General features: G+C 54.3%; 22 protein-coding genes. 14 read left to right on the top strand and 8 right to left on the bottom strand.

Going from position 1 to position 24994, the window contains the following annotated elements; all coding sequences use genetic code 11:
- Positions 1-54 precede the first annotated feature (54 nt).
- On the bottom strand, positions 55-2478 hold the full coding sequence (gene plsB, locus A1830_RS08585) for a glycerol-3-phosphate 1-O-acyltransferase PlsB (protein ID WP_067704517.1): 2424 nt from the start codon (positions 2476-2478) through the stop codon (positions 55-57).
- A gap of 128 nt (positions 2479-2606) precedes the next feature.
- Between plsB and A1830_RS08580 the strand changes: the two genes are divergently transcribed.
- The 4 genes from A1830_RS08580 to A1830_RS08565 all read left to right on the top strand — a co-directional run bounded on the left by A1830_RS08580 (position 2607) and on the right by A1830_RS08565 (position 5612).
- Positions 2607-2975, top strand: a complete 369-nt coding sequence (locus A1830_RS08580) for a diacylglycerol kinase (protein ID WP_067704514.1) — start codon at positions 2607-2609, stop codon at positions 2973-2975.
- Positions 2976-3082: 107 nt separating this feature from the next.
- Positions 3083-3691 carry a transcriptional repressor LexA gene (gene lexA / locus A1830_RS08575; protein WP_067704511.1) on the top strand — a complete coding sequence of 203 codons (609 nt, stop codon included), beginning with the start codon at positions 3083-3085 and terminating at the stop codon, positions 3689-3691.
- A 136-nt stretch (positions 3692-3827) separates the two neighbouring features.
- On the top strand, positions 3828-5156 hold the full coding sequence (gene dinF / locus A1830_RS08570; RefSeq protein ID WP_067704507.1) for an MATE family efflux transporter DinF: 1329 nt from the start codon (positions 3828-3830) through the stop codon (positions 5154-5156).
- A 246-nt stretch (positions 5157-5402) separates the two neighbouring features.
- Complete coding sequence (locus A1830_RS08565; RefSeq protein WP_067704503.1) at positions 5403-5612, top strand: CsbD family protein; 210 nt, start codon at positions 5403-5405, stop codon at positions 5610-5612.
- Between the two features lie 191 nt (positions 5613-5803).
- Here A1830_RS08565 and zur read toward each other — a convergent pair whose 3' ends face one another.
- Positions 5804-6322: a zinc uptake transcriptional repressor Zur gene (gene zur / locus A1830_RS08560; protein WP_067704500.1), complete on the bottom strand. Its 519-nt coding sequence runs from the start codon at positions 6320-6322 to the stop codon at positions 5804-5806.
- A gap of 477 nt (positions 6323-6799) precedes the next feature.
- Here zur and A1830_RS08555 point away from each other — a divergent pair, with 477 nt between their 5' ends.
- The 3 genes from A1830_RS08555 (at position 6800) to pspG (ending at position 9588) form a co-directional block, all read left to right on the top strand.
- Positions 6800-8044, top strand: a complete 1245-nt coding sequence (locus tag A1830_RS08555; RefSeq protein ID WP_067704695.1) for a conjugal transfer protein TraF — start codon at positions 6800-6802, stop codon at positions 8042-8044.
- A gap of 184 nt (positions 8045-8228) precedes the next feature.
- Complete coding sequence (dusA, locus tag A1830_RS08550; RefSeq protein ID WP_067704693.1) at positions 8229-9221, top strand: tRNA dihydrouridine(20/20a) synthase DusA; 993 nt, start codon at positions 8229-8231, stop codon at positions 9219-9221.
- A 145-nt stretch (positions 9222-9366) separates the two neighbouring features.
- Entirely contained in the window at positions 9367-9588 is a 222-nt protein-coding gene (gene pspG / locus A1830_RS08545) for an envelope stress response protein PspG (protein ID WP_197473303.1), read from the top strand.
- A 263-nt stretch (positions 9589-9851) separates the two neighbouring features.
- On the opposite strand, the gene A1830_RS08540 is transcribed toward pspG, so the two are convergent.
- Positions 9852-10832 carry a quinone oxidoreductase gene (locus A1830_RS08540; RefSeq protein ID WP_067704492.1) on the bottom strand — a complete coding sequence of 327 codons (981 nt, stop codon included), beginning with the start codon at positions 10830-10832 and terminating at the stop codon, positions 9852-9854.
- Positions 10833-10931: 99 nt separating this feature from the next.
- On the opposite strand from A1830_RS08540, the gene dnaB reads away from it, so the two are divergent.
- The 4 genes from dnaB to A1830_RS08520 all read left to right on the top strand — a co-directional run bounded on the left by dnaB (position 10932) and on the right by A1830_RS08520 (position 14909).
- The gene (dnaB, locus tag A1830_RS08535) at positions 10932-12347 is read left to right on the top strand and encodes a replicative DNA helicase (protein ID WP_067704489.1); all 1416 of its coding nucleotides are present in this window, start codon (positions 10932-10934) and stop codon (positions 12345-12347) included.
- Positions 12348-12931: 584 nt separating this feature from the next.
- Entirely contained in the window at positions 12932-14125 is a 1194-nt protein-coding gene (locus tag A1830_RS08530; RefSeq protein WP_156484966.1) for an amino acid aminotransferase, read from the top strand.
- A gap of 28 nt (positions 14126-14153) precedes the next feature.
- On the top strand, positions 14154-14570 hold the full coding sequence (locus A1830_RS08525) for a secondary thiamine-phosphate synthase enzyme YjbQ (RefSeq protein WP_067704484.1): 417 nt from the start codon (positions 14154-14156) through the stop codon (positions 14568-14570).
- Positions 14571-14576: 6 nt separating this feature from the next.
- Positions 14577-14909 carry an MmcQ/YjbR family DNA-binding protein gene (locus A1830_RS08520; protein ID WP_067704480.1) on the top strand — a complete coding sequence of 111 codons (333 nt, stop codon included), beginning with the start codon at positions 14577-14579 and terminating at the stop codon, positions 14907-14909.
- A 77-nt stretch (positions 14910-14986) separates the two neighbouring features.
- Here the strand turns inward: A1830_RS08520 and A1830_RS08515 are convergent, their stop codons facing one another.
- Positions 14987-16039 (bottom strand): NAD(P)-dependent alcohol dehydrogenase, encoded by a 1053-nt coding sequence (locus A1830_RS08515; protein WP_067704476.1) that lies wholly within the window; start codon positions 16037-16039, stop codon positions 14987-14989.
- Positions 16040-16213: 174 nt separating this feature from the next.
- Positions 16214-19045: an excinuclease ABC subunit UvrA gene (gene uvrA / locus A1830_RS08510; RefSeq protein ID WP_067704472.1), complete on the bottom strand. Its 2832-nt coding sequence runs from the start codon at positions 19043-19045 to the stop codon at positions 16214-16216.
- A gap of 304 nt (positions 19046-19349) precedes the next feature.
- Between uvrA and A1830_RS08505 the strand changes: the two genes are divergently transcribed.
- Positions 19350-19904, top strand: coding sequence for a single-stranded DNA-binding protein (locus tag A1830_RS08505; RefSeq protein WP_067704468.1), 555 nt, complete (start codon positions 19350-19352; stop codon positions 19902-19904).
- A 156-nt stretch (positions 19905-20060) separates the two neighbouring features.
- On the opposite strand, the gene A1830_RS08500 is transcribed toward A1830_RS08505, so the two are convergent.
- Complete coding sequence (locus A1830_RS08500; protein WP_156484965.1) at positions 20061-20999, bottom strand: aromatic alcohol reductase; 939 nt, start codon at positions 20997-20999, stop codon at positions 20061-20063.
- An 82-nt stretch (positions 21000-21081) separates the two neighbouring features.
- On the opposite strand from A1830_RS08500, the gene A1830_RS08495 reads away from it, so the two are divergent.
- Both A1830_RS08495 and A1830_RS08490 read left to right on the top strand, forming a co-directional pair.
- Entirely contained in the window at positions 21082-21504 is a 423-nt protein-coding gene (locus tag A1830_RS08495) for a winged helix-turn-helix transcriptional regulator (protein WP_067704686.1), read from the top strand.
- 202 nt (positions 21505-21706) lie between these two features.
- The gene (locus A1830_RS08490) at positions 21707-22144 is read left to right on the top strand and encodes a DUF3828 domain-containing protein (protein WP_067704464.1); all 438 of its coding nucleotides are present in this window, start codon (positions 21707-21709) and stop codon (positions 22142-22144) included.
- Between the two features lie 33 nt (positions 22145-22177).
- On the opposite strand, the gene A1830_RS08485 is transcribed toward A1830_RS08490, so the two are convergent.
- Positions 22178-23113, bottom strand: coding sequence for a VirK/YbjX family protein (locus tag A1830_RS08485; RefSeq protein ID WP_067704461.1), 936 nt, complete (start codon positions 23111-23113; stop codon positions 22178-22180).
- Positions 23114-24221: 1108 nt separating this feature from the next.
- The gene (locus tag A1830_RS08480) at positions 24222-24617 is read right to left on the bottom strand and encodes a transposase (RefSeq protein WP_067704458.1); all 396 of its coding nucleotides are present in this window, start codon (positions 24615-24617) and stop codon (positions 24222-24224) included.
- Positions 24618-24994 lie beyond the last annotated feature (377 nt).

Genomic DNA, 24994 nt, shown 5'->3' with positions numbered 1-24994 from the left:
CATGCTCACCGGGCAGCGTTACGTCGTAAGCCTGATTATCACTTACGCGACAGGCTACTCGTGTACCGCCGCGCTCTCGATGGTCATTCTCACTTCCTGCGTAATCAGCTCGGCCAGCAGATGATAGACCCGCTGCGTCTGCTCTACATGGGCATCGCCGGTATCGCTGATATAGCCTTGATCACGTAACGTCAGCACCAGCGTGGAGAAGACCGCCTTATCAAAAAACTCCGGCGCGTTAATGCCGTGCAGTACAGACAGGCGCTGAGCCATGGTCCGGCTCTCTTTCTCCAGCGTACCCCGGTTGATTGACGGGTTGGCGCTGAGGATGGAGAAGGTGATGGCGTAGCGCTGTAGCGTTTCGCGAACGCCCGCCGCCAGCAGCTGCAGGGTGCGGAAGCGGGCCGGGCTGAGGCGCAGACTCTCTTCATCAGCGGTGAGCAGGCCCTGGCGGGCCATTTCGCTGACCAGTCCATTAAGCACCGTCGGCAGATCTTCCTTGTTCCAGTGCAGGAACAGCTCGCTTTTAAGCATCGGATAGATAACGCTTATCTGGCGCAGCAGTTCGGCTCGGGTAAGCTCGCGATGCTGCATGACCAGGACGGCGATAAGCGACGGCATGACCAGCATATGGTGAATATTGTTGCGGTAATAGGTCATCAGCACCGCCTGCTCGCGCGGCAGAATGATGATCTCGCCAATATTATCCTGCTCGATTTCAAACTTGTTCATGCCCAGCGCATGATCAAGCAGCGCCTCCGGGGTCATATCCGGCACCGTGGCATCGGGTGAGTAGGGCACATTGCGCAGTAGCTGTACGTAGCACTCGAGCTGTGCAATCAGCTGTTCACGCGTCATCGAGCGCTGGCGCGAGGCCAGCAGGGCGGTGACGCAGAGGTTCATGGCGTTAGCCGCCCCGGCGTTGTTTATACGCATCATCACCTGCGAGGCGATGTCGTTAACCGCGGGAGTGAGCCAGGCGGGACGCTGCGCTTCGATAGGATCGATGGCGTCGCGCCATTCCGGGACGCGCTGATTCAGATAAGTGACCAGCGGCAGCGGCTCGCCAAAGTTGACGTAGCCCTGGCCCAGGTTGCGCAGCTTGCGTAACCCGCGCACCATCTGTAAAAAGCCCTCTTTCTCTTTGGTCGCGCCACGCAGTTCCTTCGCATAGGTGCCCACCTCCATAACGTGTTCATAGCCGATATAGATCGGCACCAGCGTTATTGGACGGTTGCCGCCGCGCAGCATGGCCTGAATGGTCATCGACAGCGTGCCGGTTTTCGGATCAAGCAGGCGACCAGTACGCGAACGTCCGCCCTCAACGAAATACTCGACCGAGTAGCCGCGGGTGAACAGCTCGCCCAGATACTCGCGGAATACCGTGGAGTAGAGTTTGTTGCCCTTAAAGGTACGGCGGATAAAGAACGCGCCCAGGCGGCGGAATATCGGCCCGGCAGGCCAGAAGTTCAGATTGATCCCGGCAGCAATGTGCGGCGGTACCAGCCCCTGATGATAGAGCACGTAGGAGAGCAGCAGATAATCCATATGGCTGCGATGGCAGGGAACATAGACTATCTCGTGTCCATCCTGTGCCAGCTGGCGTACGCGCTCGCCGCCGTTAACGTTAATACCCTGATAAAGCTTGCTCCACGTCCAGCCCATAATGCGGTCGGTCAGGCGTATCGCTTCATAAGAGAAGTCGGCGGCAATCTCCTCCATCAGCTCAACGGCATTCTGCTGAGCCTTTTCAAAGGGGATTTTTTTGCTGCGCGCTTCGTCCTCTACTGCTTTAGCAATCGCCCTGGACTGCAGGAGCCTGTTGAACAGGTCCTGGCGAACGGGCAGGCGCGGCCCAACGGCGGCCAGGCGCTGGCGGGCGAAATGCATGCGCGCCACGCGAGCCAGCTTCTGAGCAATGGTTTTATCGGTGCCGTGCTCCGTTGCCATGCGCCGCAGAGAGAGCATCGGCGAAAAGCGCACGAAGCTGTCACGGCCCAGCCACAGTACGGCGAAGAACTTTTGAATGCCGTTAAGCACGCGAAGATGGGGCTGACTCTCGCCCTGAACCTCACGGCCAGGGGCGCGGCCAAACATCACCGATACCGGGACCATCTGCACGTCCAGCAGCGGGTTGCTGCGGTGCAGATCCAGATATTCGTGAAACAGCTTCACCGATTCAATATTCGGCACAAAATAGGGGAATACGCGCGGACCGTCATGAATAAAGACATGGCGGGGCAGCACTGTCCCATCGATTTCCAGCGGATCTAAGGGATCGGGGAGATCCTGTTTGCGACACTGTTCACGTAGCGCGAGCAGATCGGCCTTTGAATCGTAAGGCAGCACATACATAATAGGGCGCGACGTATCAAGCCCCAGTTCAGCGACCGGCTCGGCGGGGATCGCCTTACTCTTTAGCAAGAATTTAACCGGTAAATTCAATAGGTTATAATATAAATTACGCCAACCTGACATAGACAACATGAAGCCTCTTGTTAGCAAAGCGCGGCAAGCATACCAGAAAGCGCCAGTGAGATCTGTGGTGTTGCAAAATGTGCGCCACTCAGACATTGACGTTAAACAGTTCAAAGGGTTCCCTCATTATGACAAATAACGTCACCGGATTGACCAGAATTATCAAGGCCGCAGGTTATTCGTGGCAGGGACTGCGTGCGGCATGGCAGAACGAGGCGGCTTTTCGTCAGGAAGCCATTGTGGCGCTTGTCGCCATCGTGCTGGCCTGCTGGCTGGACGTGACGCCGATAACCCGGGTGCTGCTGATCGGTTCGGTGGTGCTGGTAGTCGTGGTTGAACTGCTTAACAGCGCCATAGAAGCGATAGTGGACCGCATCGGCAGTGAGCGGCACCCGCTGGCAGGCCGCGCAAAGGATATGGGTTCAGCGGCAGTGCTGCTGACTATTCTCATGGCGATGACCACCTGGCTGATGTTGTTAGTGCCACATATGCGATAGACGTTCCAGAATCAGACAAACTGCTGTTTTTTGTCCATCTTTAGGTTTTCAATGCGCAAATACCTGTATATACTCACAGTCGACTGTATAAACAACCAGGGGGCGGGATGAAAGCACTAACGGTAAGACAGCAACAGGTTTATGACCTGATACGCGCCCATATTAACCAGACCGGCATGCCGCCAACGCGGGCAGAAATTGCCGCTCAGCTTGGCTTCCGCTCGCCAAATGCGGCGGAAGAACATCTCAAGGCACTGGCACGTAAAGGCGTAATTGAGATTGTGTCCGGTGCCTCGCGCGGCATTCGACTGATGATGGAAGACGAAGAAGGCCTGCCGCTGATTGGCCGCGTCGCCGCCGGTGAGCCGCTGCTGGCCCAGGAACATATCGAAGGCCACTACAAGGTTGACCCAGGTTTGTTTAAACCCAGCGCCGACTTCCTGCTGCGCGTGAGCGGTATGTCGATGAAAGATATTGGCATTATGGATGGCGATCTTCTGGCGGTTCACAAAACCCAGGAAGTGCGTAACGGCCAGGTTGTGGTTGCACGTATTGATGATGAAGTTACCGTCAAACGGCTGAAAAAGCAGGGCAATACGGTCCATCTTCTGCCTGAAAACAGCGATTTCGAGCCGATCGTCGTCGATCTTCGCCAGCAGACCCTGTCGATTGAAGGTCTTGCCGTGGGTGTGATCCGTAACGGTAACTGGGTTTGATACCGTTTTATCCGTTCTAACTGACTGTTAACTGACGCGCCGCCTCGCCAGCGCGTCAGTTTATCGTTGGCTACCACTCAGCAGACGATGTGTATGACAGTGACTTGCGCAGACACCCGTCGCGCAGTGGATACCGATGCGATTTTTAAACGCTGCTGACAAAAGCCTCTGGCGGCTTGCGCTGCCGATGATCCTCTCAAATATTACCGTGCCGCTGCTGGGGCTGGTCGATACCGCTGTCATTGGCCACCTCGATAAGCCTGTCTATCTTGCGGGCGTCGCGATCGGCACCACCATCACCAGCTTCCTGTTTATGCTGCTGCTTTTTCTGCGTATGAGCACCACCGGACTGACCGCTCAGGCTTTCGGTGCCGGCGACAACGCCGAGCTTGCACGCGCGCTTATGCAGCCTCTCTGCATTGCGCTGGCGGCCGGACTGACTTTTATCGCGTTGCAATCCCCTCTTACGCATCTGGCGCTGACGCTGGTCGGCGGCGATCCTGACGTGCAGTACCAGGCATCACTGTTTATGCATATCCGCTGGCTCAGCGCGCCTGCCACGCTGGCGAACCTCGTGCTGCTGGGGTGGCTGCTTGGCGTTCAGTATGCCCGCGCGCCCGTCATCCTGCTGGTAGTGGGCAATCTGGTGAATATTTTGCTCGATCTCTGGCTGGTGATCGGGCTGAAGTGGGGTGTCCAGGGGGCGGCTACGGCTACGGTTATCGCGGAATACTGTTCGCTGGCCGTCGGGTTGCTGCTCGTCTGGCGTGTAATGAAGATGCGTGGCATTCCGATGGCGCTAAAAAGCGCATGGCGGGGCGGGCCTGGACGTTTGTTCAGGCTTAGCCGGGATATCATGCTGCGTTCTCTGCTGCTTCAACTCTGCTTCCTTTCGTTAACCGTACTGGGCGCACGGCTGGGGGGCGACATCGTCGCGGTGAATGCCGTACTGCTGATGTTCCTGACCTTTACGGCTTACGCGCTGGATGGGTTTGCTTATGCCGTTGAAGCCTGCTCGGGCGAGGCCTTTGGCGCGCGCGACAGGCAGAGGCTGCTGCTGGTATGGCACGCTGCATGCCGTCAGGCGGGATGGGTCGCGCTGTTTTTCTCACTGCTCTATGCCTTTGCCGGGCCTTATATTGTCGCATTGCTTACCTCGATCCCTGCTTTACAGCAGCAGGCGGATCGCTACCTGATTTGGCAGGTCCTTCTGCCGGTATGCGGCGTCTGGTGTTACCTGCTGGATGGCATGTTTATCGGTGCAACCCGCGCCGCAGAGATGCGTAACAGCATGGCACTAGCGGCGCTGGGTTATGGCCTGACCCTGATTACCGTTCCGGTGCTGGGGAATCACGGTCTGTGGCTGGCGATGACGGTTTTTCTGCTGTTAAGAGGGCTAACGCTGGGCGCGATATGGCGGCGGCACCAGCGCAACGGAACGTGGTTTTTGCCTCCGGGTCAGTGAAATGTATATTGCATTGCCTTATTAACCTTTGATAAAAAAGAGTTTTTTACCTGCCGGGTCAGGAATAGTCTTAATCTGCCGCTTATTATCGTGTCGTTCCGTGCAATCCCCTCATCTTCTACTACAATTATCGTTAGGTTAAGCAGTTGAGCAGCGTTTTATATTGCTGCCAGGCGTTATGCTTAGACGATTGTACTAAATCTATTACACCTAACGCTCTTTACACTCAAAGTCAGGAGACACAAGATGAATAAAGATGAAGCCGGCGGTAACTGGAAACAGTTGAAGGGTAAAGTGAAAGAAAAATGGGGCAAGCTGACCGATGACGACATGACCGTCGTAGAAGGTAAACGCGATCAGCTGGTCGGTAAAATTCAGGAGCGCTATGGCTACGCAAAAGACCAGGCTGAGAAAGAAGTCAGCGACTGGGAAAGCCACAATAATCACCGCTTCTGATAAGTAAGTTCTTTTCTCTGACAGCATTAAAGCGTTTCAGGAAGATACTCCTACCCAGGCACATGGACTGTGCCGCTTAAACTCCGCAATCCCTTTTGAACCTTTACCAACACCTCACCTGAGCAGCGACCTGCAATCTGTACCTCGTCACTGGCCTGATTGTATTTTTGGGAGCGTTTCTCTCATTCCGGTTAGCGTCCGCGCTTTTTACCGGCAGTCTGGGTGTGATCGTGGTGGCAATTGTCCTGATGGGTACAGGCCTCAACCTCGCTACAGTCCCGACATAATCCATGCGTTTCGATGATGCTATGGGACAGGGTAAAGCCTGAGTTAAGGGCCAGCGTATTCAGGATATTTTCCACCCCTTCCGCGTGCTTCTCGGCGACAGACCCGCAGCGATCGCAGATCAGCATGGCAGAGGTGTGGGAGGGTTGCTCAAAATGATGGCAGACAACGTAGCTGTTGGTCGACTCAACGCGATGAACAAATCCCTGTTCCAGCAGAAAATCCAGCGCGCGATAGACGGTAGGGGGCTTAGCCTGAGGTTCCGTGGTGCGCAGCAGATCAAGCAAATCGTAGGCGCTAATAGCCCCGTGGTGTCCGCTCATTAGTCGCAACACTTCCAGACGCTGAGGCGTCAGTCTTACATTACGCTGCTGACAAAGTGATTCCGCCTGTGACAGGATTTTTTCAGCACTGCTAGTAGTCATTTTTCTTCCCCCTCACGCCAGATCGAATTGTTATGTTATCACGCCCGCCACAAAACGCCGAATCTCCTCGCGCCCCTCTTTTGTTGATTAACCGTCAAGGGTAAGCCGCTGAAAAAATTCCAGAAATGATTGGTATTTGACTAAAGTGGCTATCATTAAGCACTCTTAATCTGTCAGAGCATTTGGGGATATGACGTAAAAGGTCTATAAAACATCGTTTATGTAATTTGCAGCCACAAACGTTACTGACTACCTTGAGATAAGGAATAGCGGCATTTTAAGCGTAAAGGATTGAGATACCGGGCTAAACGATTAGTGTGATAACAGATAAATAAATCGGCAATGAGCTGATAAGCCCACGCATTGTTATTTACTTCACGGCAATGAATAGCTGCCTCTGTGTCCATTATGCAGGCAGTCGCACTCTTCTCGCTTACGTTAAGCGCTTTTTCCTTTTCTGGATGGGTCTACGGTAAAATGATTAAATTGATCGGTAAGTTGAACAGGCTGTCCCGGCCTGCGGTTTTCCCCGTATTGTTCCTTGCTCCCCTGAGCGCTCTTGCTGCCGGTAATTATTATGATGCGCGTAATGATGCAATGGGGGGAACGGGCGTCGCCTCTTCCACCTACGGCACGGCGGTGCTGGCTAACCCGGCGCTGATGACAAAAGCTCAGCCCGATGATGACGTCAGTATCATTCTGCCCGCTGCCGGACTACAGGTAACGGACAAAAATAAGCTGATTGATAAAGTCGATGACCTGACCGACAGCGTCGATCGTTATAAGGATATTGCCAGCAGTGGCGCCTTCAACTTTGCCGACTACCCGAAAATCCAGAGTGCCGCGGGCGATCTTGCCAGCCAGCTGCGTCACATAAAGGGCAATGAAGCCTCCGGCACCGCAGGCGCCGCCTTTGCCGTCACCATCCCGAATGAACAGCTACCGTTTGCCTTTGTGACCAAAGCCTACGGCACGGCACACATTACTGCTGCCGTCAGCCAGAGCGATATTGATTACCTGCAGGGCGTGGCCGATGGCACGATTTTTCCGCTGCCGGGCGACCAGAGTAAACTGACATCAGCAGGACTGGGGCGCGGGGCTATTGTCTATGACTACGGCATCGCCGTTGCTCATGAATTCAGTATCGCCGGGCATCCGGTGTCGTTCGGCGTGACGCCGAAGTTGCAGAGAACCTACCTGTATAACTACAGCGCCTCGGTTTATAACTACAATAAGTCCGACTTTACTAAAGGGCGTTATAAAAACTCTGATACCGGCTTTAACATTGATGCCGGTGCCGCGACCGATCTGGGCGAAAACTGGACGCTGGGCCTGAGCGCGCAGAACCTGATTTCGCGCGATCTGGAGACGAAAGAGGTTAACGGCTATAAGGATACCTATCAGATCCGCCCCATCGTGACGCCGGGGATCTCTTACCATATCGATCGTCTGACCACCGCTCTGGATGTTGACGCGACGCCCACGAAGCGATTTAAATCGCAGGATGAGAGCCAGTATGCGGGTGTCGGTGCCGAGTACCGTCTGCTGAGCTGGTTGCAGCTGCGTGCCGGCTACCGTGCCGATATGAAATCCAACGATACAAACGTGGTCACCGCCGGTTTTGGCATCTCTCCCTATAACCGCGTCCATCTGGATCTGGCGGGTATGAAAGGCGACGACCATACCTGGGGTGCCGTTGCTCAGCTAAACTTCACTTTCTAACGATGGCGGCAGGGCGCACGTGCTGTGCGTTCCTGCCATCACGTTATGCATCCTGCCACGCCTGCACCCCATCACTTCCTGAGGCGACACACTCAACGCGCGGTGTTAATGATTGCGGCATCAAGCCGTGATACCATTGCACACATTATCATCGTTTATTAAATATACCGAGTTTGCGCGCTTTATGACCCAGAACCTACCTGCACACCGCTTTTCTGTCGCGCCGATGCTCGACTGGACCGATCGCCACTGCCGCTATTTCCACCGCCAGCTGACGCGTCAGGCACTGCTCTACACCGAGATGGTTACCACCGGCGCCATTATTCACGGCAAGGGGGACTATCTGGCCTGGAGTCAGGAGGAGCAGCCCGTTGCCCTTCAGCTGGGAGGCAGCGATCCCGCTGCGCTGGCCGAGTGCGCCAGTCAGGCCGAAGCGCGTGGCTATAACGAAGTGAACCTGAACGTCGGCTGTCCCTCCGATCGCGTACAAAATGGCCGCTTCGGTGCCTGTCTGATGGGGGAAGCCGGGCTGGTTGCCGAGGGCATTAAAGCCATGCGCGATCGCGTTTCAATCCCGGTGACGGTAAAAACGCGCATCGGTATTGACGAACTGGACAGCTACGAATTCCTCTGCGATTTCATTCGCCAGGTTTCAGAGCAGGGCGGCTGCGAGATGTTTATTATCCATGCGCGTAAAGCCTGGCTCTCCGGCCTGAGTCCGAAAGAGAACCGCGAAATCCCACCGCTGGACTACCAGCGTGTCTATCAGCTAAAGCGTGATTTTCCGCATCTGACCATGGCTATTAACGGTGGCGTGAAAACGCTGGAAGAAGCGAAGGCCCATTTGCAGCATCTGGATGGCGTGATGATGGGCCGTGAAGCTTATCAGAACCCCGGCCTGCTGGCTCAGGTTGACCGCGAGCTGTTTGGCGCTGAAGGTCCTGCCGTTGATCCGGTGGCTGTTGTGCGTTCAATGTATCCCTATATTGAGCGTGAGCTGGCGAATGGCACCTGGCTGGGTCATATCACCCGCCATATGCTGGGCCTTTTTCAGGGCATTCCCGGCGCGCGGCAGTGGCGTCGTCACCTCAGTGAAAATGCGCACAAGGCGGGAGCCAATATTGAAACGGTTGAGCAGGCGCTGTGCCTGGTTGCAGATAAAATCCCAACGGCGTGAATTGTTCACCACTAAATAATCAAATTGACTAACCCCGCCTGCGGGGTTTTTAACCTGACTGAATAATTTCAACAGGTTAGCGTTTTCCCTCTTCTGGCATGATTCTTGTAATACCCCTGTAGCGATTGTCAACAGGAGCCATCTGATGGAAATTTTATTTGTGCTGGGCTTTTTCTTTATGCTGCTGCTCACCGGTATCTCGGTGCTCGGTATCCTTGCTGCGCTGGTCGTGGCGACCGGGGTAATGTTTTTTGGCGGAATGCTCGCGGTTGTCATAAAAATGCTGCCGTGGCTGGCTCTGGCGGTAGTCGTGGTATGGATTTATCGGGCGAATAAAAAATCAACGCCAAAGGTGAGTCGATGGTAGTGAGCCAGTGGTAAAGAGGCGTGAAATACCGCCCTGGCACATTTAGCCCGCAATGTGGCGCTGGTCACATTCCTGGACTTTGACCCGCTACTTTGGCATTCAGCCATTCTTTTTTCTTATGATTTCTGCAACCATAGGCGACTGAATTGAAATATATTCATTCGCCGCTGTACCCTACATTCAGCGCGAACTAAAAAAAGAAAAAAGGGCTTCCCACGGGAAGCCCTGCTCACATCTGGCGCGTGGGTAAGCGTGGAGCCAGCCTACGGGATCAGCAGGCTTGAGCCCTGGGTTCCACGGCTCTCCAGCGTTTTATGCGCCTGTTGCGCATCCTTCAGCGCAAACTTCTGCTGCTCGGGAACGTCAACCTTTATCGCGCCGCTGCCAATCATCGAAAACAGCTCATTGCTGGCCCAGATCAGCGCTTCACGCGTGGTCACGTAGCCATTCAGCGAGGGACGCGTGACGTAAAGCGAGCCTTTCTGGTTGAGTATGCCGAGGTTAACGCCGCTCACCGGCCCTGACGAGTTGCCAAAGCTGACCATCAGGCCACGTCGTTGCAGACAGTCCAGCGAGGACTCCCAGGTATCCTTACCAACGGAATCGTAAACCACCCGCACTTTTTTACCGTTGGTCAGCTCACTCACGCGTTTGGCGACATCTTCCTCACGATAATTAATGGTTGCCCAGGCTCCCGCTTTTTTGGCTCGCTCCGCTTTTTCTGCTGACCCTACCGTGCCAATCAGGTGCGCGCCGAGCGCTTTTGCCCACTGGCAGGCTATCAGGCCGACGCCGCCAGCGGCAGCCTGAAACAGGAAAATCTCATCAGGCTGGATAACATAGGTCTGACGCAGCAGATAATGTACGGTCAGTCCTTTCAGAAAGGAGGCCGCGGCCAGCTCGAAGGAGATGCTGTCCGGCAGGATCGCCAGCTTGTCGGCCTGTACGGCGTGAAATTCGCTGTAGGCACCCAGCGCTGACTGGGCGTAGACCACGCGATCGCCCGGTTTTACCGCCGTGACCCCCGCGCCAATGCTTTTGACGACGCCCGCCGCTTCCGTTCCCAGACCGCAGGGCAATGAAGCGGGATAAAGCCCGCTGCGTACGTAGGTGTCGATGTAGTTGATCCCGATGGCTTTGTTTTCCACCACCACTTCACCCGCCTGCGGTTCAGGCACATCGACCTCTACCCACTGCATCACTTCCGGCCCACCGTGCTGGCTGATTTGTATACGTTTTGCCATGGTCACTCCTGCTGATTCAGCGTCATTGAAAGAGGACGACGAGTCACCAAACGGGTATACTTGCGCGTCCCCCACTCAGATTTTTGGTATTGCATCACTATGGCAGGAAATAAACCCACCAACAAATCCGTTGAGAACCGTGAGCCACGGGATCGTCAAATGGAAGGGCTCAAGTTACCGCCTCATTCTCTGGAGGCAGAGCAATCCGTGTTGGGCGGGCTGATGCTGGACAACGAGCGCTGGGACAATGTGTCAGAGCGCGTGGTGGCGAAAGATTTCTTCAGCCGCCCACATCGAATGATCTTCAGCGAAATGCAGCGCCTGTTAGAGCTGGGTAAGCCGATTGACCTGATAACCCTGTCCGAATCGCTGGAAACCAAGGGTGAATTGAGCATGGTTGGCGGCTTTGCCTACCTTGCGGAGCTGTCGAAGAATACCCCCAGCGCGGCAAACATTGGCGCCTATGCGGATATCGTCCGCGAACGTGCGGTCGTCAGAGAGATGATCGCCGTTGCCAATGAGATTGCCGACGCCGGTTACGATCCCCAGGGGCGAACCAGTGAAGATCTGCTCGATCTGGCAGAATCCCGCGTTTTCCAAATCGCCGAAAATCGCGCCAATAAGGATGAGGGACCGAAAAGCGTCGATCAGATCCTTGAGGCGACCATCGCCAGGATCGAATCGCTGTACCAGACCCCGCACGATGGCGTGACCGGTGTGGATACGGGTTACCAGGATCTGAATAAGAAGACCGCCGGTTTGCAGCGTTCAGACCTGATCATCGTTGCCGCGCGTCCGTCGATGGGTAAAACCACGTTCGCCATGAACCTCTGCGAAAATGCTGCGATGTTGCAGGAGAAACCGGTACTGATTTTTAGTCTTGAAATGCCCGGCGAGCAGCTAATGATGCGTATGCTGGCCTCCCTTTCCCGCGTCGATCAGACCCGCATTCGTACCGGCCAGCTCGATGATGAAGATTGGGCGAGGATCTCCAGCACTATGGGTATTTTGCTGGAGAAGAAGAATATGTTTATTGATGACTCCTCAGGGCTGACCCCAACGGAAGTGCGTTCGCGCGCGCGCCGCGTTTTCCGTGAACATGGCGGCCTGAGTATGATTATGATCGACTATCTTCAGCTGATGCGCGTGCCGGCGCTGTCCGATAACCGTACGCTGGAGATCGCCGAAATCTCCCGCTCGCTGAAGGCGCTGGCGAAAGAGCTACAGGTGCCAGTGGTGGCGCTGTCGCAGCTTAACCGCTCGCTGGAGCAGCGCGCCGATAAGCGTCCGGTCAACTCGGATCTGCGTGAGTCTGGCTCCATCGAGCAGGATGCCGACCTGATTATGTTTATCTACCGTGATGAGGTGTATCACGAGAACAGCGATCAGAAAGGGATTGCGGAGATTATTCTCGGTAAGCAGCGTAATGGTCCGATTGGCTCAGTACGACTCACCTTCAATGGCCAGTGGTCGCGGTTCGATAACTACGCCGGACCCCAATACGACGACGACTGATCCTCATTCTGCATCCCTGCATTTTTCGTCGGCCATCAGAAAATAGTGTTGGACAGGGCGGCGAAGAATGCGGTTACCGGACCAGGTGGTGTACTGGAACAGCCTGCGGATTGAATCTGACTCAGATTGATGACTACGACCTTAAATGACTGACCTGACGTGAAGCCAACGGACGTCTGACTCATCAGGAGCTGAGCGAACGGGTTGGGCATTATGATCTCTTCCTCCCTCCAGCCTCACGGATAAGCCCGACACTATCACCACGATTCTCTGTTGCGTGAAGCCTTGCCTGGTGACAGCTTTCTTCGACGGGGGGCGAAGGCTATCCGCGTTTTACATCCGCTTTTCATCCATTTTCCCACGCTTAATTCCTTTTCTGCCACACTGTGCAGTAACCTGATAAGGAAAATTAGGTTTATAGTGTATTTTCGCTATATGGCCGGGCTGGGGAAAATTCTTACGCTGAACCAGGCGATTAATCCCTAATCGGTTGAGCCCCGCCCTGCCATAGCAGAACGTCGAGATTTGAGGGGCTTCCCGTTGGAGCACCTGAACTGCCCAATCATTAAATGGAGATCTGCACCGTGTTTCAAAACGTTGATGCCTATGCCGGCGATCCAATTCTCTCCCTGATGGAGACATTTAAGCAGGATTCGCGACCCCACAAGGTGAACCTGAGCATCGGGCTGTACTATGACGCACAGGGTGCGGTTCCACAGCTGAATGCGGTTGCCGGGGCTGAGGCCCGTCTGACCGCTCAGGCATCTGGTGCCTCTCAGTATCTGCCTATGGATGGCCTGCCTGCGTACCGAAGCGCTGTTGCACCGCTGCTGTTTGGTCAGGATCACCCGGCGCTGACAGCGGGGCGTATTGCCACTATCCAGACCGTTGGCGGCTCCGGCGCACTCAAAATTGGTGCCGATTTTCTGAAGGCCTATTTTCCACAGTCACAGGTGTGGGTCAGCGATCCTACCTGGGAAAACCACGTGGCGATCTTCTCCGGCGCCGGTTTTGAGGTCAATGCCTATCCGTGGTATGACGACACCACCAACGGCGTGAAGTTTGACGAGCTGGTTGCCACACTGAAAACCCTGCCGCCGAAAAGTATCGTGTTGCTGCACCCGTGCTGTCATAACCCCACTGGTGCCGATCTGACTAACGATCAGTGGGACGTGGTGACCGGCGTACTGAAAGGACGCGACCTGATCCCCTTCCTGGATATTGCCTACCAGGGGTTTGGGGCCGGAATGGAGGACGATGCCTACGCCATTCGCGCCATTGCCTCCGCCGGATTGCCCGCCCTGGTCAGCAACTCTTTCTCCAAAATATTCTCGCTGTATGGTGAGCGTGTGGGCGCCCTCTCCGTGGTCTGTAACGATGCGGAAGAGGCCTCGCGCGTGCTGGGCCAGCTGAAAGCGACCGTCAGGCGCAACTACTCCAGCCCGCCTAACTTCGGCGCGCAGGTGGTGTCATGCGTGCTGAATGATGCACAGCTTAAGGCGAGCTGGCTGAAAGAGGTGGAAGCCATGCGCCTGCGGATTCTGGCTATGCGCCAGACGCTGGTCGACGTGCTCTCCACCGCCGTGCCCGGTAAAAACTTCGACTACCTTGTGAAACAGCGCGGCATGTTTAGCTACACTGGCCTGAGCGCTGCACAGGTTGACCGGCTGCGTAATGAGTTCGGCATCTATCTGCTTACCAGCGGACGTATGTGTGTCGCAGGCCTGAACGACAAAAACGTTCATCTGGTGGCTGAAGCTTTTGCCGCTGTGATGTAATGCCTATATTTCCTGAAGGAGCCGTATGATGTGGTATCAGCAAACGCTAACGTTAAGCGCAAAACCGCGCGGATTTCACCTGGTCACTGATGAAGTGCTGGGTGAGCTGCGTCGCCTGAAAGACGTACAGGTAGGGATGCTGCATTTGCTGCTACAACATACCTCGGCATCCCTGACGCTGAATGAAAACTGTGACCCTACGGTAAGAAGCGATATGGAGCAGCATTTCCTGCGCGCGGTGCCGGATAACGCCCCCTACCAGCATGACTATGAGGGAGCAGACGATATGCCAGCGCATATAAAATCATCGCTGCTGGGGGTGTCACTGACGCTGCCCGTTGCCCGGGGGCAGCTGGTACTCGGCACCTGGCAGGGGATCTGGCTGGGGGAACACCGAATACAGGGTGGTACCCGGCGCATCGTTGCCACGCTGCAAGGAGAATAAGAGAGTATGACTGTTTCGGATCTTCTTACTTACTGTATGGATAAGCCGGGCGCGGAACAGAGCGTGCACAGCGGCTGGAAAGCGACGCAAATTAAACTCGATGATGTGTTGTTCGCTTTGGTGCATGAAGTTGAGGGACGTCCAGCGGTAGCGCTGAAGTCCACACCCGCGCTGGCTGAGCTGTTGCGGGACTCACACAGTGACGTACGGCCCAGTGAACATTTGAACAAGTCGCACTGGAGCACGGTGCTGCTGGACGGAACGCTGAAGGATTCGCAGATCTACTACCTGGTGGATGCCTCATGGCAGCAGGCGCTTAACAGTAGAACGGCGCACTAAGCAGTTTAAATCAGCGGTAGATGAAATTGTAAAACGGGGCGAATCGCTTCGCCCCGTTTCAGGTTTCGCGCGGCCTGTTAGCTGCGCAGTGAATCAATGTCGATCACAAAGCGATATTTCACATCGCTTTTCAGCATACGTTCGTAGGCTTCGTTGATCTCATCAATTTTAATCATCTCAATATCGGAAGTGATATTGTGCTTACCACAGAAATCCAGCATTTCCTGGGTTTCTTTAATCCCGCCAATCAGTGAACCAGCAACGCTACGACGTTTGAACACCAGGTTAACCACCTGAGGTGCCGGGTGGTCATGCTCCGGTACACCAACCAGCGTCATGGTACCGTCACGGCGCAGCAGGTTAATAAACGGGTTCAGATCGTGCTGAGCCGCTACGGTGTTCAGGATAAAGTCAAAGCTGTTGGCCTGTGCTGCCATCTGCTCGGGATCTTTAGAGATAACCACTTCATCCGCGCCCAGGCGCTTACCGTCTTCAATTTTAGAAGGGGAGGTGGTGAACAGTACGACGTGTGCGCCCATCGCATGGGCAATTTTCACACCCATATGGCCTAAACCACCCAGACCGACAATCCCGACCTTTTTGCCCGGGCCCACGCCCCAGTGGTTAAGCGGGGAGAAGGTGGTGATACCGGCGCACAGCAGCGGTGCGGCGGCAGCCGGATCAAGGTTTTCCGGGATGCGCAGCACGAAGTCTTCGGTTACCACAACCTGCGTAGAGTAGCCGCCGTAGGTGATGTCGCCGGTAACGCGATCTTTACCGTTATAGGTGCCGGTAAAGCCGTTTTCGCAAAACTGCTCCAAATCTTCTTTACAGCTGTCGCAGGTGCGACAGGAGTCGACCAGACAGCCTACGCCGACCAAATCGCCCACTTTATATTTTTTCGCGTGGCCGCCGACGGCGGTGACACGACCGACAATTTCATGGCCTGGGACGACGGGAAAAACGGTGTTTTTCCACTCGTTGCGGGCCTGATGGAGGTCTGAGTGGCAAACGCCACAGAATAAAACTTCGATCTGCACATCGTGATCGCGCAGCTCGCGCGGCTGATACTCAAAGGGAGCCAGTTTGGATTTAGCGTCCTGTGCTGCCCAGGCATGCGTAATATTCATGGTATCTCCAGCTAATGAAAAGTGTCGTGAACGTAACGCAGAAATCTGAACGTTAAGGATAGTCAGTGCAGGTGAAAGCGGGTATGTCTGAACCTGTTTAAATCTTGCCTGATCCTGCAAGATTGTGGGGAAGTGGGTGAAGAATGGGGCGGAAAGTACCGCCCCGGCTCCATATTATTTCATTTTTAATAAAGGCTTGAGAAAGCGGGCCGTGTGCGATGCTTTGCATTTCGCGACCGTTTCCGGGGTGCCGGAAACCAGTATTTCACCGCCGCCGCTGCCGCCCTCAGGACCCAGGTCGACAATCCAGTCTGCGGTTTTAATCACGTCCAGATTGTGCTCAATCACCACAATGGTATTGCCCTGATCGCGCAGCTGATGCAGCACCTCCAGCAGCTGTTGAATATCGGCAAAGTGCAGGCCGGTAGTCGGCTCGTCAAGGATATAGAGCGTCTGGCCGGTGCCGCGCTTGGACAGCTCGCGCGCCAGCTTCACGCGCTGCGCCTCCCCGCCGGAAAGCGTGGTGGCTGACTGGCCAAGGCGGATATAGGAAAGACCTACGTCGATCAGCGTTTGCAGCTTACGCGCCAGTGCCGGTACGGCATCGAAGAATTCACGCGCCTCTTCAATGGTCATTTCCAGCACTTCATGGATGCTTCGGCCTTTATATTTGACCTCCAGCGTTTCGCGGTTATAGCGCTTGCCCTTGCACTGGTCGCACGGCACGTAGATATCCGGCAGGAAGTGCATCTCTACCTTAATGACGCCATCGCCCTGGCAGGCCTCGCAGCGCCCACCACGGACGTTAAAGCTGAAGCGACCCGGCGTATAGCCGCGCGTACGCGACTCGGGAACGCCGGCGAACAGCTCGCGTACCGGGGTGAATATTCCCGTGTAGGTTGCCGGATTCGATCGCGGCGTGCGGCCAATCGGGCTCTGGTCAATGTCGATAACCTTATCGAAGTGTTCCATCCCGCTGATATCGCGGTACGGCGCCGGTTCAGCAAGCGTTGCACCATTCAGCTGACGCTGAGCGATAGGGAACAGGGTATCGTTGATCAGGGTCGATTTACCCGACCCGGATACGCCGGTGATGCAGCTAAACAGGCCTACCGGCAGCGTGAGGGTCACGTCTTTCAGGTTGTTGCCTTTGGCCCCGGTCAGCTTTAATACCTTCGCAGGATCGGCTTTAACCCGCTCTTTGGGTATGGCGATCTCGCGCTTGCCGCTAAGGTACTGACCGGTGAGAGAGGCTTCGACCGCCATGATATCGTCCACCGTTCCTTCTGCCACCACCTGACCGCCGTGGACACCAGCGCCTGGCCCGATATCAATAACGTGGTCAGCGGCGCGGATCGCGTCTTCATCATGCTCGACCACAATGACCGTATTCCCCAGGTTCCGCAGGTGAACCAGCGTCTCCAGCAGGCGTTCGTTGTCGCGCTGATGAAGACCGATTGACGGCTCATCCAGCACGTACATCACGCCGACCAGCCCGGCACCAATCTGGCTGGCGAGGCGGATACGCTGCGCCTCACCGCCGGAAAGGGTTTCGGCAGAGCGGGAGAGAGAGAGGTAGTTCAGTCCGACGTTGACCAGGAACTTCAGCCGGTCGCCAATCTCCTTAAGCACCTTTTCGGCGATTTTCGCGCGCTGACCGCTGAGCTGCATATTCAGGAAGAAATCCATCGCATGGCCGATGCTCATATCAGAGATTGTCGGCAGCGTGGTGTTCTCAACGTAGACGTGCCGCGCTTCACGACGCAGACGGGTACCGTGACAGCTGGCGCAGGAGCGGTTGCTGATAAACTTAGCCAGATCCTCACGCACGGCGGAAGATTCCGTCTCTTTATAACGGCGCTCCATATTATGCAGCACGCCTTCAAACGCGTGGCGGCGTACCGAGGTGTCACCGCGGTCGTTAATATATTTAAACTCAATAGTCTCTTTGCCGGATCCGTAGAGGATCACCTGACGGGCTTTCTCACTTAGCGAGCCAAATGAAGCTTCAATATCGAAGTTCAGGTGCTCGGCCAGCGAACGCAGCATCTGGAAGTAGTAGAAATTACGGCGATCCCAGCCGCGGATCGCACCGCCGGCCAGCGACAGCTCAGGATTCTGTACCACACGATCCGGATCAAAATACTGCTGTACACCGAGACCGTCGCAGGTCGGACAGGCACCGGCCGGATTGTTAAATGAGAACAGGCGCGGTTCCAGCTCGCTCATGCTATAGCCACAGACGGGGCAGGCGAAGTTGGCGGAGAACACCAGCTCTTCCACTTCAGGGTCGTCCATATCGGCAACCACCACCGTACCGCCGGAGAGCTCGAGCGCGGTTTCAAAGGATTCAGCAAGGCGCTGCTGCAAATCGTCGCGCACCTTGAAACGATCCACGACGACTTCGATGGTGTGCTTCTTCTGCAACTCCAGCTTGGGCGGATCGGAGAGATCGCAGACCTCGCCATCAATGCGGGCGCGGATATAGCCCTGCGATGCAAGGTTTTCCAGCGTCTTGGTATGCTCACCCTTACGCTCTTTCACAATCGGGGCCAGCAGCATTAGCCGGCGGCCTTCCGGCAGCGCCAGCACGTTATCAACCATCTGGCTGACGGTCTGCGCGGCCAGCGTCACGTCGTGATCGGGGCAGCGCGGCTCACCCACGCGGGCAAACAGCAGGCGCAGGTAGTCATGAATTTCAGTGATCGTACCGACGGTGGAGCGCGGGTTATGCGAGGTAGACTTCTGCTCAATGGAGATGGCTGGCGACAGCCCTTCTATATGATCGACATCCGGCTTCTCCATTAAAGAGAGAAACTGCCGGGCATAAGCAGATAGGGACTCAACGTAGCGGCGCTGTCCTTCGGCGTACAGCGTATCGAACGCCAGCGAAGACTTACCGGAGCCTGACAGGCCTGTGACAACGATCAGTTTGTCGCGAGGGATGATCAGGTTAATATTTTTCAAATTATGGGTGCGTGCACCCCGTACTTCGATCTTATCCATTCACAATTCCCGGATTAACACAGACCTCGCCATGCCGGTCCGGCACGGCCAGAATGAAGCCTGTAAGTATGGCACAAAAAAACCTGATTGAATATACAGTGTTCTGGCGCAGCCCGGGGGACAGGATCCCAACGGCTATCATGCCCCCGACTTAAAAATTTACGATCCCGCGCAGGCCGCTCGCTGCAATGCGGCAAGCCGTATAAAGCCTCTGAGACCCACATCTGAAAGTAGGATATAAAGGTACGCCATGTTAGAATTTTCGGCTTAGACTTAAAGCAGAACAATTATCGGAGAGACGTACATGGCCAGCAGAGGCGTAAACAAAGTGATTCTGGTCGGAAATCTGGGTCAGGACCCGGAAGTCCGCTACATGCCGAATGGCGGCGCCGTTGCCAACATTACCCTCGCCACGTCCGAAAGCTGGCGTGACAAGCAGACCGGCGAAACCAAAGAGAAGACGGAATGGCACCGCGTCGTGCTGTTCGGCAAGCTGGCAGAAGTTGCCGGTGAGTACCTGCGTAAAGGCTCTCAGGTTTATATCGAGGGTGCACTGCAGACGCGTAAATGGACCGATCAGGCGGGCGTGGAAAAATACACCACCGAGGTCGTGGTTAACGTTGGTGGCACCATGCAAATGCTCGGTGGCCGTCAGAACGGCGGTGCAGGCGCGCCAGCTGGCGGCGGTCAGGGCGGCAGCAACAATAACAACGGTTGGGGCCAGCCACAGCAGCCACAGCAGGGCGGCGGTAACCAGTTTAGCGGCGGTTCACAGCCATCCCGCCCGCAGCCTCAGCAGAACAACGCACCGGCCAGCAGCGAACCTCCGATGGATTTTGATGACGATATCCCATTTTGATTCTCGTCTGAGAATATGTCGTTAGCGGGCAAGAGTCCGTTTTAGGGCAGCCAGAAATTCTCTGGTTGTCTTAGCAGGTAAGGCTCCGTCAACGCGGGGCCTTACTGGTTTATGGAAGAATAAAACCCGTCCTTCCTGGCCTCTGCCCCGCCGTTATCAACCAGCGACTGCCCTGTCATTATCTGCCAGCCACTGCTCTGCCGTCACCGTCGCAATGCCCCGTTGTGCATTAAAGGTGTCGCTTTTACGCCAGGCCACGCCGTCTTTGCGGGCAAATGCCAGACGATACTTCGCCGCGACGTCATCGGGGCGCGCACGTATGTCGGCATTGAGTTTTTCCTTATCCAGCAGTACGCGGTTGACGCGGCTATTCCAGACCTTTCCCATCAGATCAGCCAGCTCAGCATAGGTCAGCGTGTCACCGGCAATGAAAATGACCTGATTACGTATCACGGGCTGGTAAAAGAAGAGGGCGGCGGTCAGTCTGCCGATATCCTCCGGCGTGGTCAGCGTTACAGCATACTCCCAGTCACCTAAGGCATATACCGTCCGGGTACTGGCCTCAACCACGCCAAAGGAGGGTTCAAAGAGATAGCTGGTGAAGATGCCGGTAGAGACAATCACCCAGTCGGTGGCCGTTTGCCTTCGCAGCAGGTGACGGACGTCGAGCTGCTCATCCCACACCTGCTGACCGCTGCCTTTTCCGACCACATCGTAATCCACGCCGAACTGCCACGGGAAATAGCGTTTAATACCTGCATCAAGGACTGCCTGGGTTACCCTTAACTGTGTTCCAGGCCCCCCGACAAAACCGCTACAGTTAATCACTGCATTAAAAGGGCGGAACAGCGCAGCCAGGTCGGATGTGGATTGCTGCAAATCGCCCGCCAGCACGCTAATCCCCAGCCTGGCCAGGGCATCCAGGCGGGCTTTCCCCTTCCCGGCGGCAGCGTGAGCGGCTTCAGGCCTGAGTAATACGGTGATGTGGGTATGGCTCTGGCGCTGCTGACTCAGCGCACGCAGCACCGCGAGCCCAAGTTCTCCGGCACCCAATACTAAAATAGACGTTGATGAATGTTGCGTTGCATCGATCATACTGTTCTCCTGTTGAGTCGGACCAGGGTGACATGCAGTCGTTTGACGCACAATTAGGTACATGAGTGATACCGGGGGCGAAATGGAGTGGGACAGTGAGGCCGTGCTGCAGTTTTCCAAAATCGTATGTGAAGGGCTGAGCGATGACGACGATGGCCTGAAGCGGGATATTCTTACCCATGCGGGTAATCGCTGGTCACTTGGCGTCGTGCATCTGTTGGGTACCGAGGGGCCAATGCGGCATGCAGAAATCAGCCGTCGTCTGGACGGTGTGACCCAGCGGATGCTCACCCGCACCCTGCGGCAGCTGGAACGTGATGGTTTGATCTCCCGGCACGACTATCGGGAGAAGCGCCCGCGGGTGGAGTACGCTATCACTCCCCTGGGAAAGGGGCTGCTGGTGCATATGTTACCCCTGTGGCGCTGGGTGATTGACTCCGCCGCACAGTTTCGTCAGGCTCGGGGACGTTATGACAATGTGTTGCGGGATGACCAGGAAGAGTGAAATTGGTATCCTCAGTGAGCGGGTAGAGATAAGGCGGCGCTGGCGTGTTGCCCTCCCGGTATAAACGGTTACTAAAAATAACGCAGAAAATCGCTCGACTTCACAGGTTAAAGAGTAAATTAGCTGAGCATTTTACGACGCAGCGGGCAGGGACATCAGCAAAGCGTGAGAGGGAGCGATGAACAGGCAGAGACGGCACTTCATGAAGAGATGGTTACTGGCGCTGGGTATAGCGCTTTTTGCACTGCACGCTGCGGCGAAGGAAAACAGCGCCGATCCCCAGTCACTCAGCAGAGATTTTTACAGCTGGTATCTGACGGCGTTAAGTAAGGATGAAAGCCCAATTGACGAACGCGATCCGCTACTGAAAGAGTACGTCACCCCGCAGCTGTTACAGAAAATCTACGTTCTGATTAAAAGTCCGGACGGCATGGATGATGACTATTTTCTGCAGGATCAGGATTATAGCGATGGCTGGGTCGATCACGTTAGCGCTGGGAAATTCACCATTAACGGTGAAACGGCCTCAGGGGATGTGACCCTGGGCAGCGATGCCAACGACAGGCAGCTGCTGCTGATAACGCTGCATCGGGATCGCGATGGATGGAAGATCGATGATGTGGCAAAAGAGAATCCGTAGCCCTGGGTTAACAGGGCTGTAAACCGGTAAAACTTAGCGGCACTGATCGGCGAACCGTTCAGCCATGGTATCCAGCAGTTCATAACGCCTGCGCGCTTCAGCGCGCTTTTTACTGGCGATGTCTTCAAGCGGCTTGCGCGCGATGGGCATCGGCAGCGTATAAAGATTCTCAGACAGCGGCTGCGCGTTCAGCGTTTCCCAGAATTCGTTATAGTTCGCATGGAAGAGGCTCTTCTTCTTCAGGCGATAACGCAGGCTGCGGAAAATATGCCCGCTGTCGCTGACCGCCTGTATCTGAGTAATTCCCGTCGCAGCAGCAAACAGCATCAGCGTCTCCAGCAGCAATCTTTTAGGGAACAGGCCGTAGCAGGCTTTTGTCGCCTCACGGATCAACTCATGTGGCGTATCGCGATGGGCTCCCTGAATACCACCTATAATCAGCACCTTTACGCCCTGCTGTTCCGTCACTGCAAAGGTCAGCATGGCCAGTTTAACGCCATCACAGGTCACAAACAGGTTCACCTCTCCCTCTCTTTCACAGCTGCCGGTACAGGCAAGGGTGATACTGAAAGCTTCACCGTTCTTTCCCGCAAATTCAACCAGCGCAACGCCCTCTTTGGTCAGCATCGCCTGACGTAAACGTACCGCGCTGAGGTCCTGAGCGAAGCGGTAGTGATCAATTATCGCCTGAGCGCGTTTAACCATCGGCATGCCACCATAAAGGTAGGGGCGATGGATTTTGCTTGGTAGCGTGTGCTGGATCGGCAGAATATCACGCATTACCGGACTCTCTGAGATGGCGCTAACAAGCCTTTGAGTGGCTATCGGGTAGGCCAGCGAGCGGAACAGATACTTAATACGGTAGTCGCGATCGAACCACAATCTTCCTGGCGTTAGCTTGCCAGTAACCAGGGACAGGAAAAAGGTCAGGGAAGTATCCTGACGAGGTGCAACCGCAGTATCAGACATGTTCTGCATTCCAGGGGGGAGGGGTAAAACGGCATTATAAAGATGTCACTATCAACACAGAGTAAATGCGTTTTTAAGGTTGATGTTTGTTTAGGGTTTGTTGAGGAAATTCCTAATGGATGTGGGCGCTAATCTACATTACCCACCGTGGAACGTGGCCTTGCTGGTGGCTCAGCAGACAATCAGGAGGCATAAACCGTCCGGTAGTACATATTTTTTTGGTACCAGGATAAGAGCGATCCCGAGGCGCCTGGTACATTGATTAACCTGCACCAGTACGCAATTAACTCTAAAAATCTTCTTCAGACTGGCCGTAATGTCCCTGGTTTTGTATCACATTTGTGATGTAAGACACTTTTTTAGGAGTGTTCCTGCCCCCTTACCCGCCGTTTATTTTCTCAGGTGTCTGGCACAGCTCAGAATTGTTCCGCTATAAGAATAATCGCTAATGGCATTCATCTATATTTATGGACAGTAAATGTGAGCTACTTAATGCCGTTTCGCCTGAATCTGAGACTACTGAAGATTTATCAATCCAGTATTAACTCAAATTTTGTCCTTAAAGAGTGCGACAGGACGTCAATGTTAAGAGGCAATACATAAGGAAACGGCAGTCTCAGGACGGCCCAATGATTAATAAATGAGCATAAAAGGCGATATCCTTAAGTTTGCCTTTATTGTTTTCCTGGGTGCACATTACGCTGTGGCGTCATGATGTGCGGGTTGGTAAGGGTTGGGGGCCATGATGTCAGTTTTGTGACGCGGGTTTTCTCTTGATATGGATCAAATTTATGAATCATTTGAGACCAGGGAATTATTACGATTTTTCACGTCTAAGAGGGGATGGTTGAACAATCAGTAAGAAGGTTTAATGTCATAGATTGCGCATTTATCTTTGAAAACAAAGATAAATGCGCATTTAACTACATGAAAAAGAAGGGTATTTATCTGATTTGAAAAGCGATCACAGCTAAACTGGTGAAATTGGATACAGCTAACACATCAACTAAAAACGACTCCACGGAAACTATTTATAGATTTCAATTAGCATTAAAGATATTTAAAATTGGCATCAGCAGTCACGAGTTTTAAGATTATTGCGTAAGCCCTAGTGATTTTCACAATTGTAAGGATAGTGGTAAACACTACGGCTAATATCAAGCAGGCGGCAGCTTCGGCGGGTTCCGATTTCAAACGTATCCTGAAGGTAATTCACCGCCTGCCGCTTATCGTGAGTGGTAAAGAAGTTCTTTAAAACGCTTTGCAGCATCTCCTTATCCGAGGAGAGTATCTGCAGCTCACGTTCAAAGTGGTGCACTTTGTCTTCCAACTCCTTGATTTTCCTGCCTTCCTCTGAGGATAATCCGGCATATTTCTTCTTCCAGCTATAGAACGTGGCCTCAGAAATCCCCAGCTCTTCACAAATCTCTTTAACCTTTACACCACTATCAGAAGCTTTAATGGCATTGGTGATTTGCTCTTCGCTATATCGTGACTTTCTCATAAATGCTATTACCTTTCTTAACTATAATGTGATGAGAGTAACTGCACTATTTAATGGATCTGATTAATGAACCAATAAGGGCAATGACATTAAGTGCGCGATTTTTATGACAGTCATTAAGTTAAGGGATTATGGATAAATATCATCATGGGATTTCTCCGATTTTATTTCTAAAGGCCGGAGTTAGCTTTCGATATTTGGGTTTTTGTTATAAATTCGTTTCATGCCGACAACAAGACCAGTGTCTAATTCAGAATTCTCCAGCAGGCGAAGGAGGTTTTCTGTGCGAGTCTGTTAACTGTCAGGCAGCACTTTCAGACGAAGACCGAGGGTTTCAAGACCAGGTAAAGACAGAAAAAGTTATTGCCGTAAGGTAG

The organism is Erwinia sp. ErVv1 (genome assembly GCF_900068895.1).
GTDB lineage: Bacteria > Pseudomonadota > Gammaproteobacteria > Enterobacterales > Enterobacteriaceae > Erwinia.
The sequence above is the reverse complement of the archived record's forward strand: the minus strand, read 5'-3'. Positions and strand labels throughout refer to the sequence as shown.

Coding starts and splice junctions, on each gene's coding strand:
- A1830_RS08565 (WP_067704503.1), top strand. CDS start 5,403: ATGAATAAAGATGAAGCCGGCGGTAACTGGAAACAGTTGAAGGGTAAA.
- A1830_RS08515 (WP_067704476.1), bottom strand. CDS start 16,039: ATGAATATTACGCATGCCTGGGCAGCACAGGACGCTAAATCCAAACTG.
- A1830_RS08480 (WP_067704458.1), bottom strand. CDS start 24,617: ATGAGAAAGTCACGATATAGCGAAGAGCAAATCACCAATGCCATTAAA.
- A1830_RS08555 (WP_067704695.1), top strand. CDS start 6,800: ATGATTAAATTGATCGGTAAGTTGAACAGGCTGTCCCGGCCTGCGGTT.
- A1830_RS08505 (WP_067704468.1), top strand. CDS start 19,350: ATGGCCAGCAGAGGCGTAAACAAAGTGATTCTGGTCGGAAATCTGGGT.
- lexA (WP_067704511.1), top strand. CDS start 3,083: ATGAAAGCACTAACGGTAAGACAGCAACAGGTTTATGACCTGATACGC.
- A1830_RS08495 (WP_067704686.1), top strand. CDS start 21,082: ATGGAGTGGGACAGTGAGGCCGTGCTGCAGTTTTCCAAAATCGTATGT.
- dnaB (WP_067704489.1), top strand. CDS start 10,932: ATGGCAGGAAATAAACCCACCAACAAATCCGTTGAGAACCGTGAGCCA.
- pspG (WP_197473303.1), top strand. CDS start 9,367: ATGGAAATTTTATTTGTGCTGGGCTTTTTCTTTATGCTGCTGCTCACC.
- A1830_RS08520 (WP_067704480.1), top strand. CDS start 14,577: ATGACTGTTTCGGATCTTCTTACTTACTGTATGGATAAGCCGGGCGCG.
- A1830_RS08525 (WP_067704484.1), top strand. CDS start 14,154: ATGTGGTATCAGCAAACGCTAACGTTAAGCGCAAAACCGCGCGGATTT.
- A1830_RS08485 (WP_067704461.1), bottom strand. CDS start 23,113: ATGTCTGATACTGCGGTTGCACCTCGTCAGGATACTTCCCTGACCTTT.
- A1830_RS08540 (WP_067704492.1), bottom strand. CDS start 10,832: ATGGCAAAACGTATACAAATCAGCCAGCACGGTGGGCCGGAAGTGATG.
- A1830_RS08580 (WP_067704514.1), top strand. CDS start 2,607: ATGACAAATAACGTCACCGGATTGACCAGAATTATCAAGGCCGCAGGT.
- dusA (WP_067704693.1), top strand. CDS start 8,229: ATGACCCAGAACCTACCTGCACACCGCTTTTCTGTCGCGCCGATGCTC.
- uvrA (WP_067704472.1), bottom strand. CDS start 19,045: ATGGATAAGATCGAAGTACGGGGTGCACGCACCCATAATTTGAAAAAT.
- dinF (WP_067704507.1), top strand. CDS start 3,828: ATGCGATTTTTAAACGCTGCTGACAAAAGCCTCTGGCGGCTTGCGCTG.
- A1830_RS08490 (WP_067704464.1), top strand. CDS start 21,707: ATGAAGAGATGGTTACTGGCGCTGGGTATAGCGCTTTTTGCACTGCAC.
- plsB (WP_067704517.1), bottom strand. CDS start 2,478: ATGTCAGGTTGGCGTAATTTATATTATAACCTATTGAATTTACCGGTT.
- zur (WP_067704500.1), bottom strand. CDS start 6,322: ATGACTACTAGCAGTGCTGAAAAAATCCTGTCACAGGCGGAATCACTT.
- A1830_RS08500 (WP_156484965.1), bottom strand. CDS start 20,999: ATGATCGATGCAACGCAACATTCATCAACGTCTATTTTAGTATTGGGT.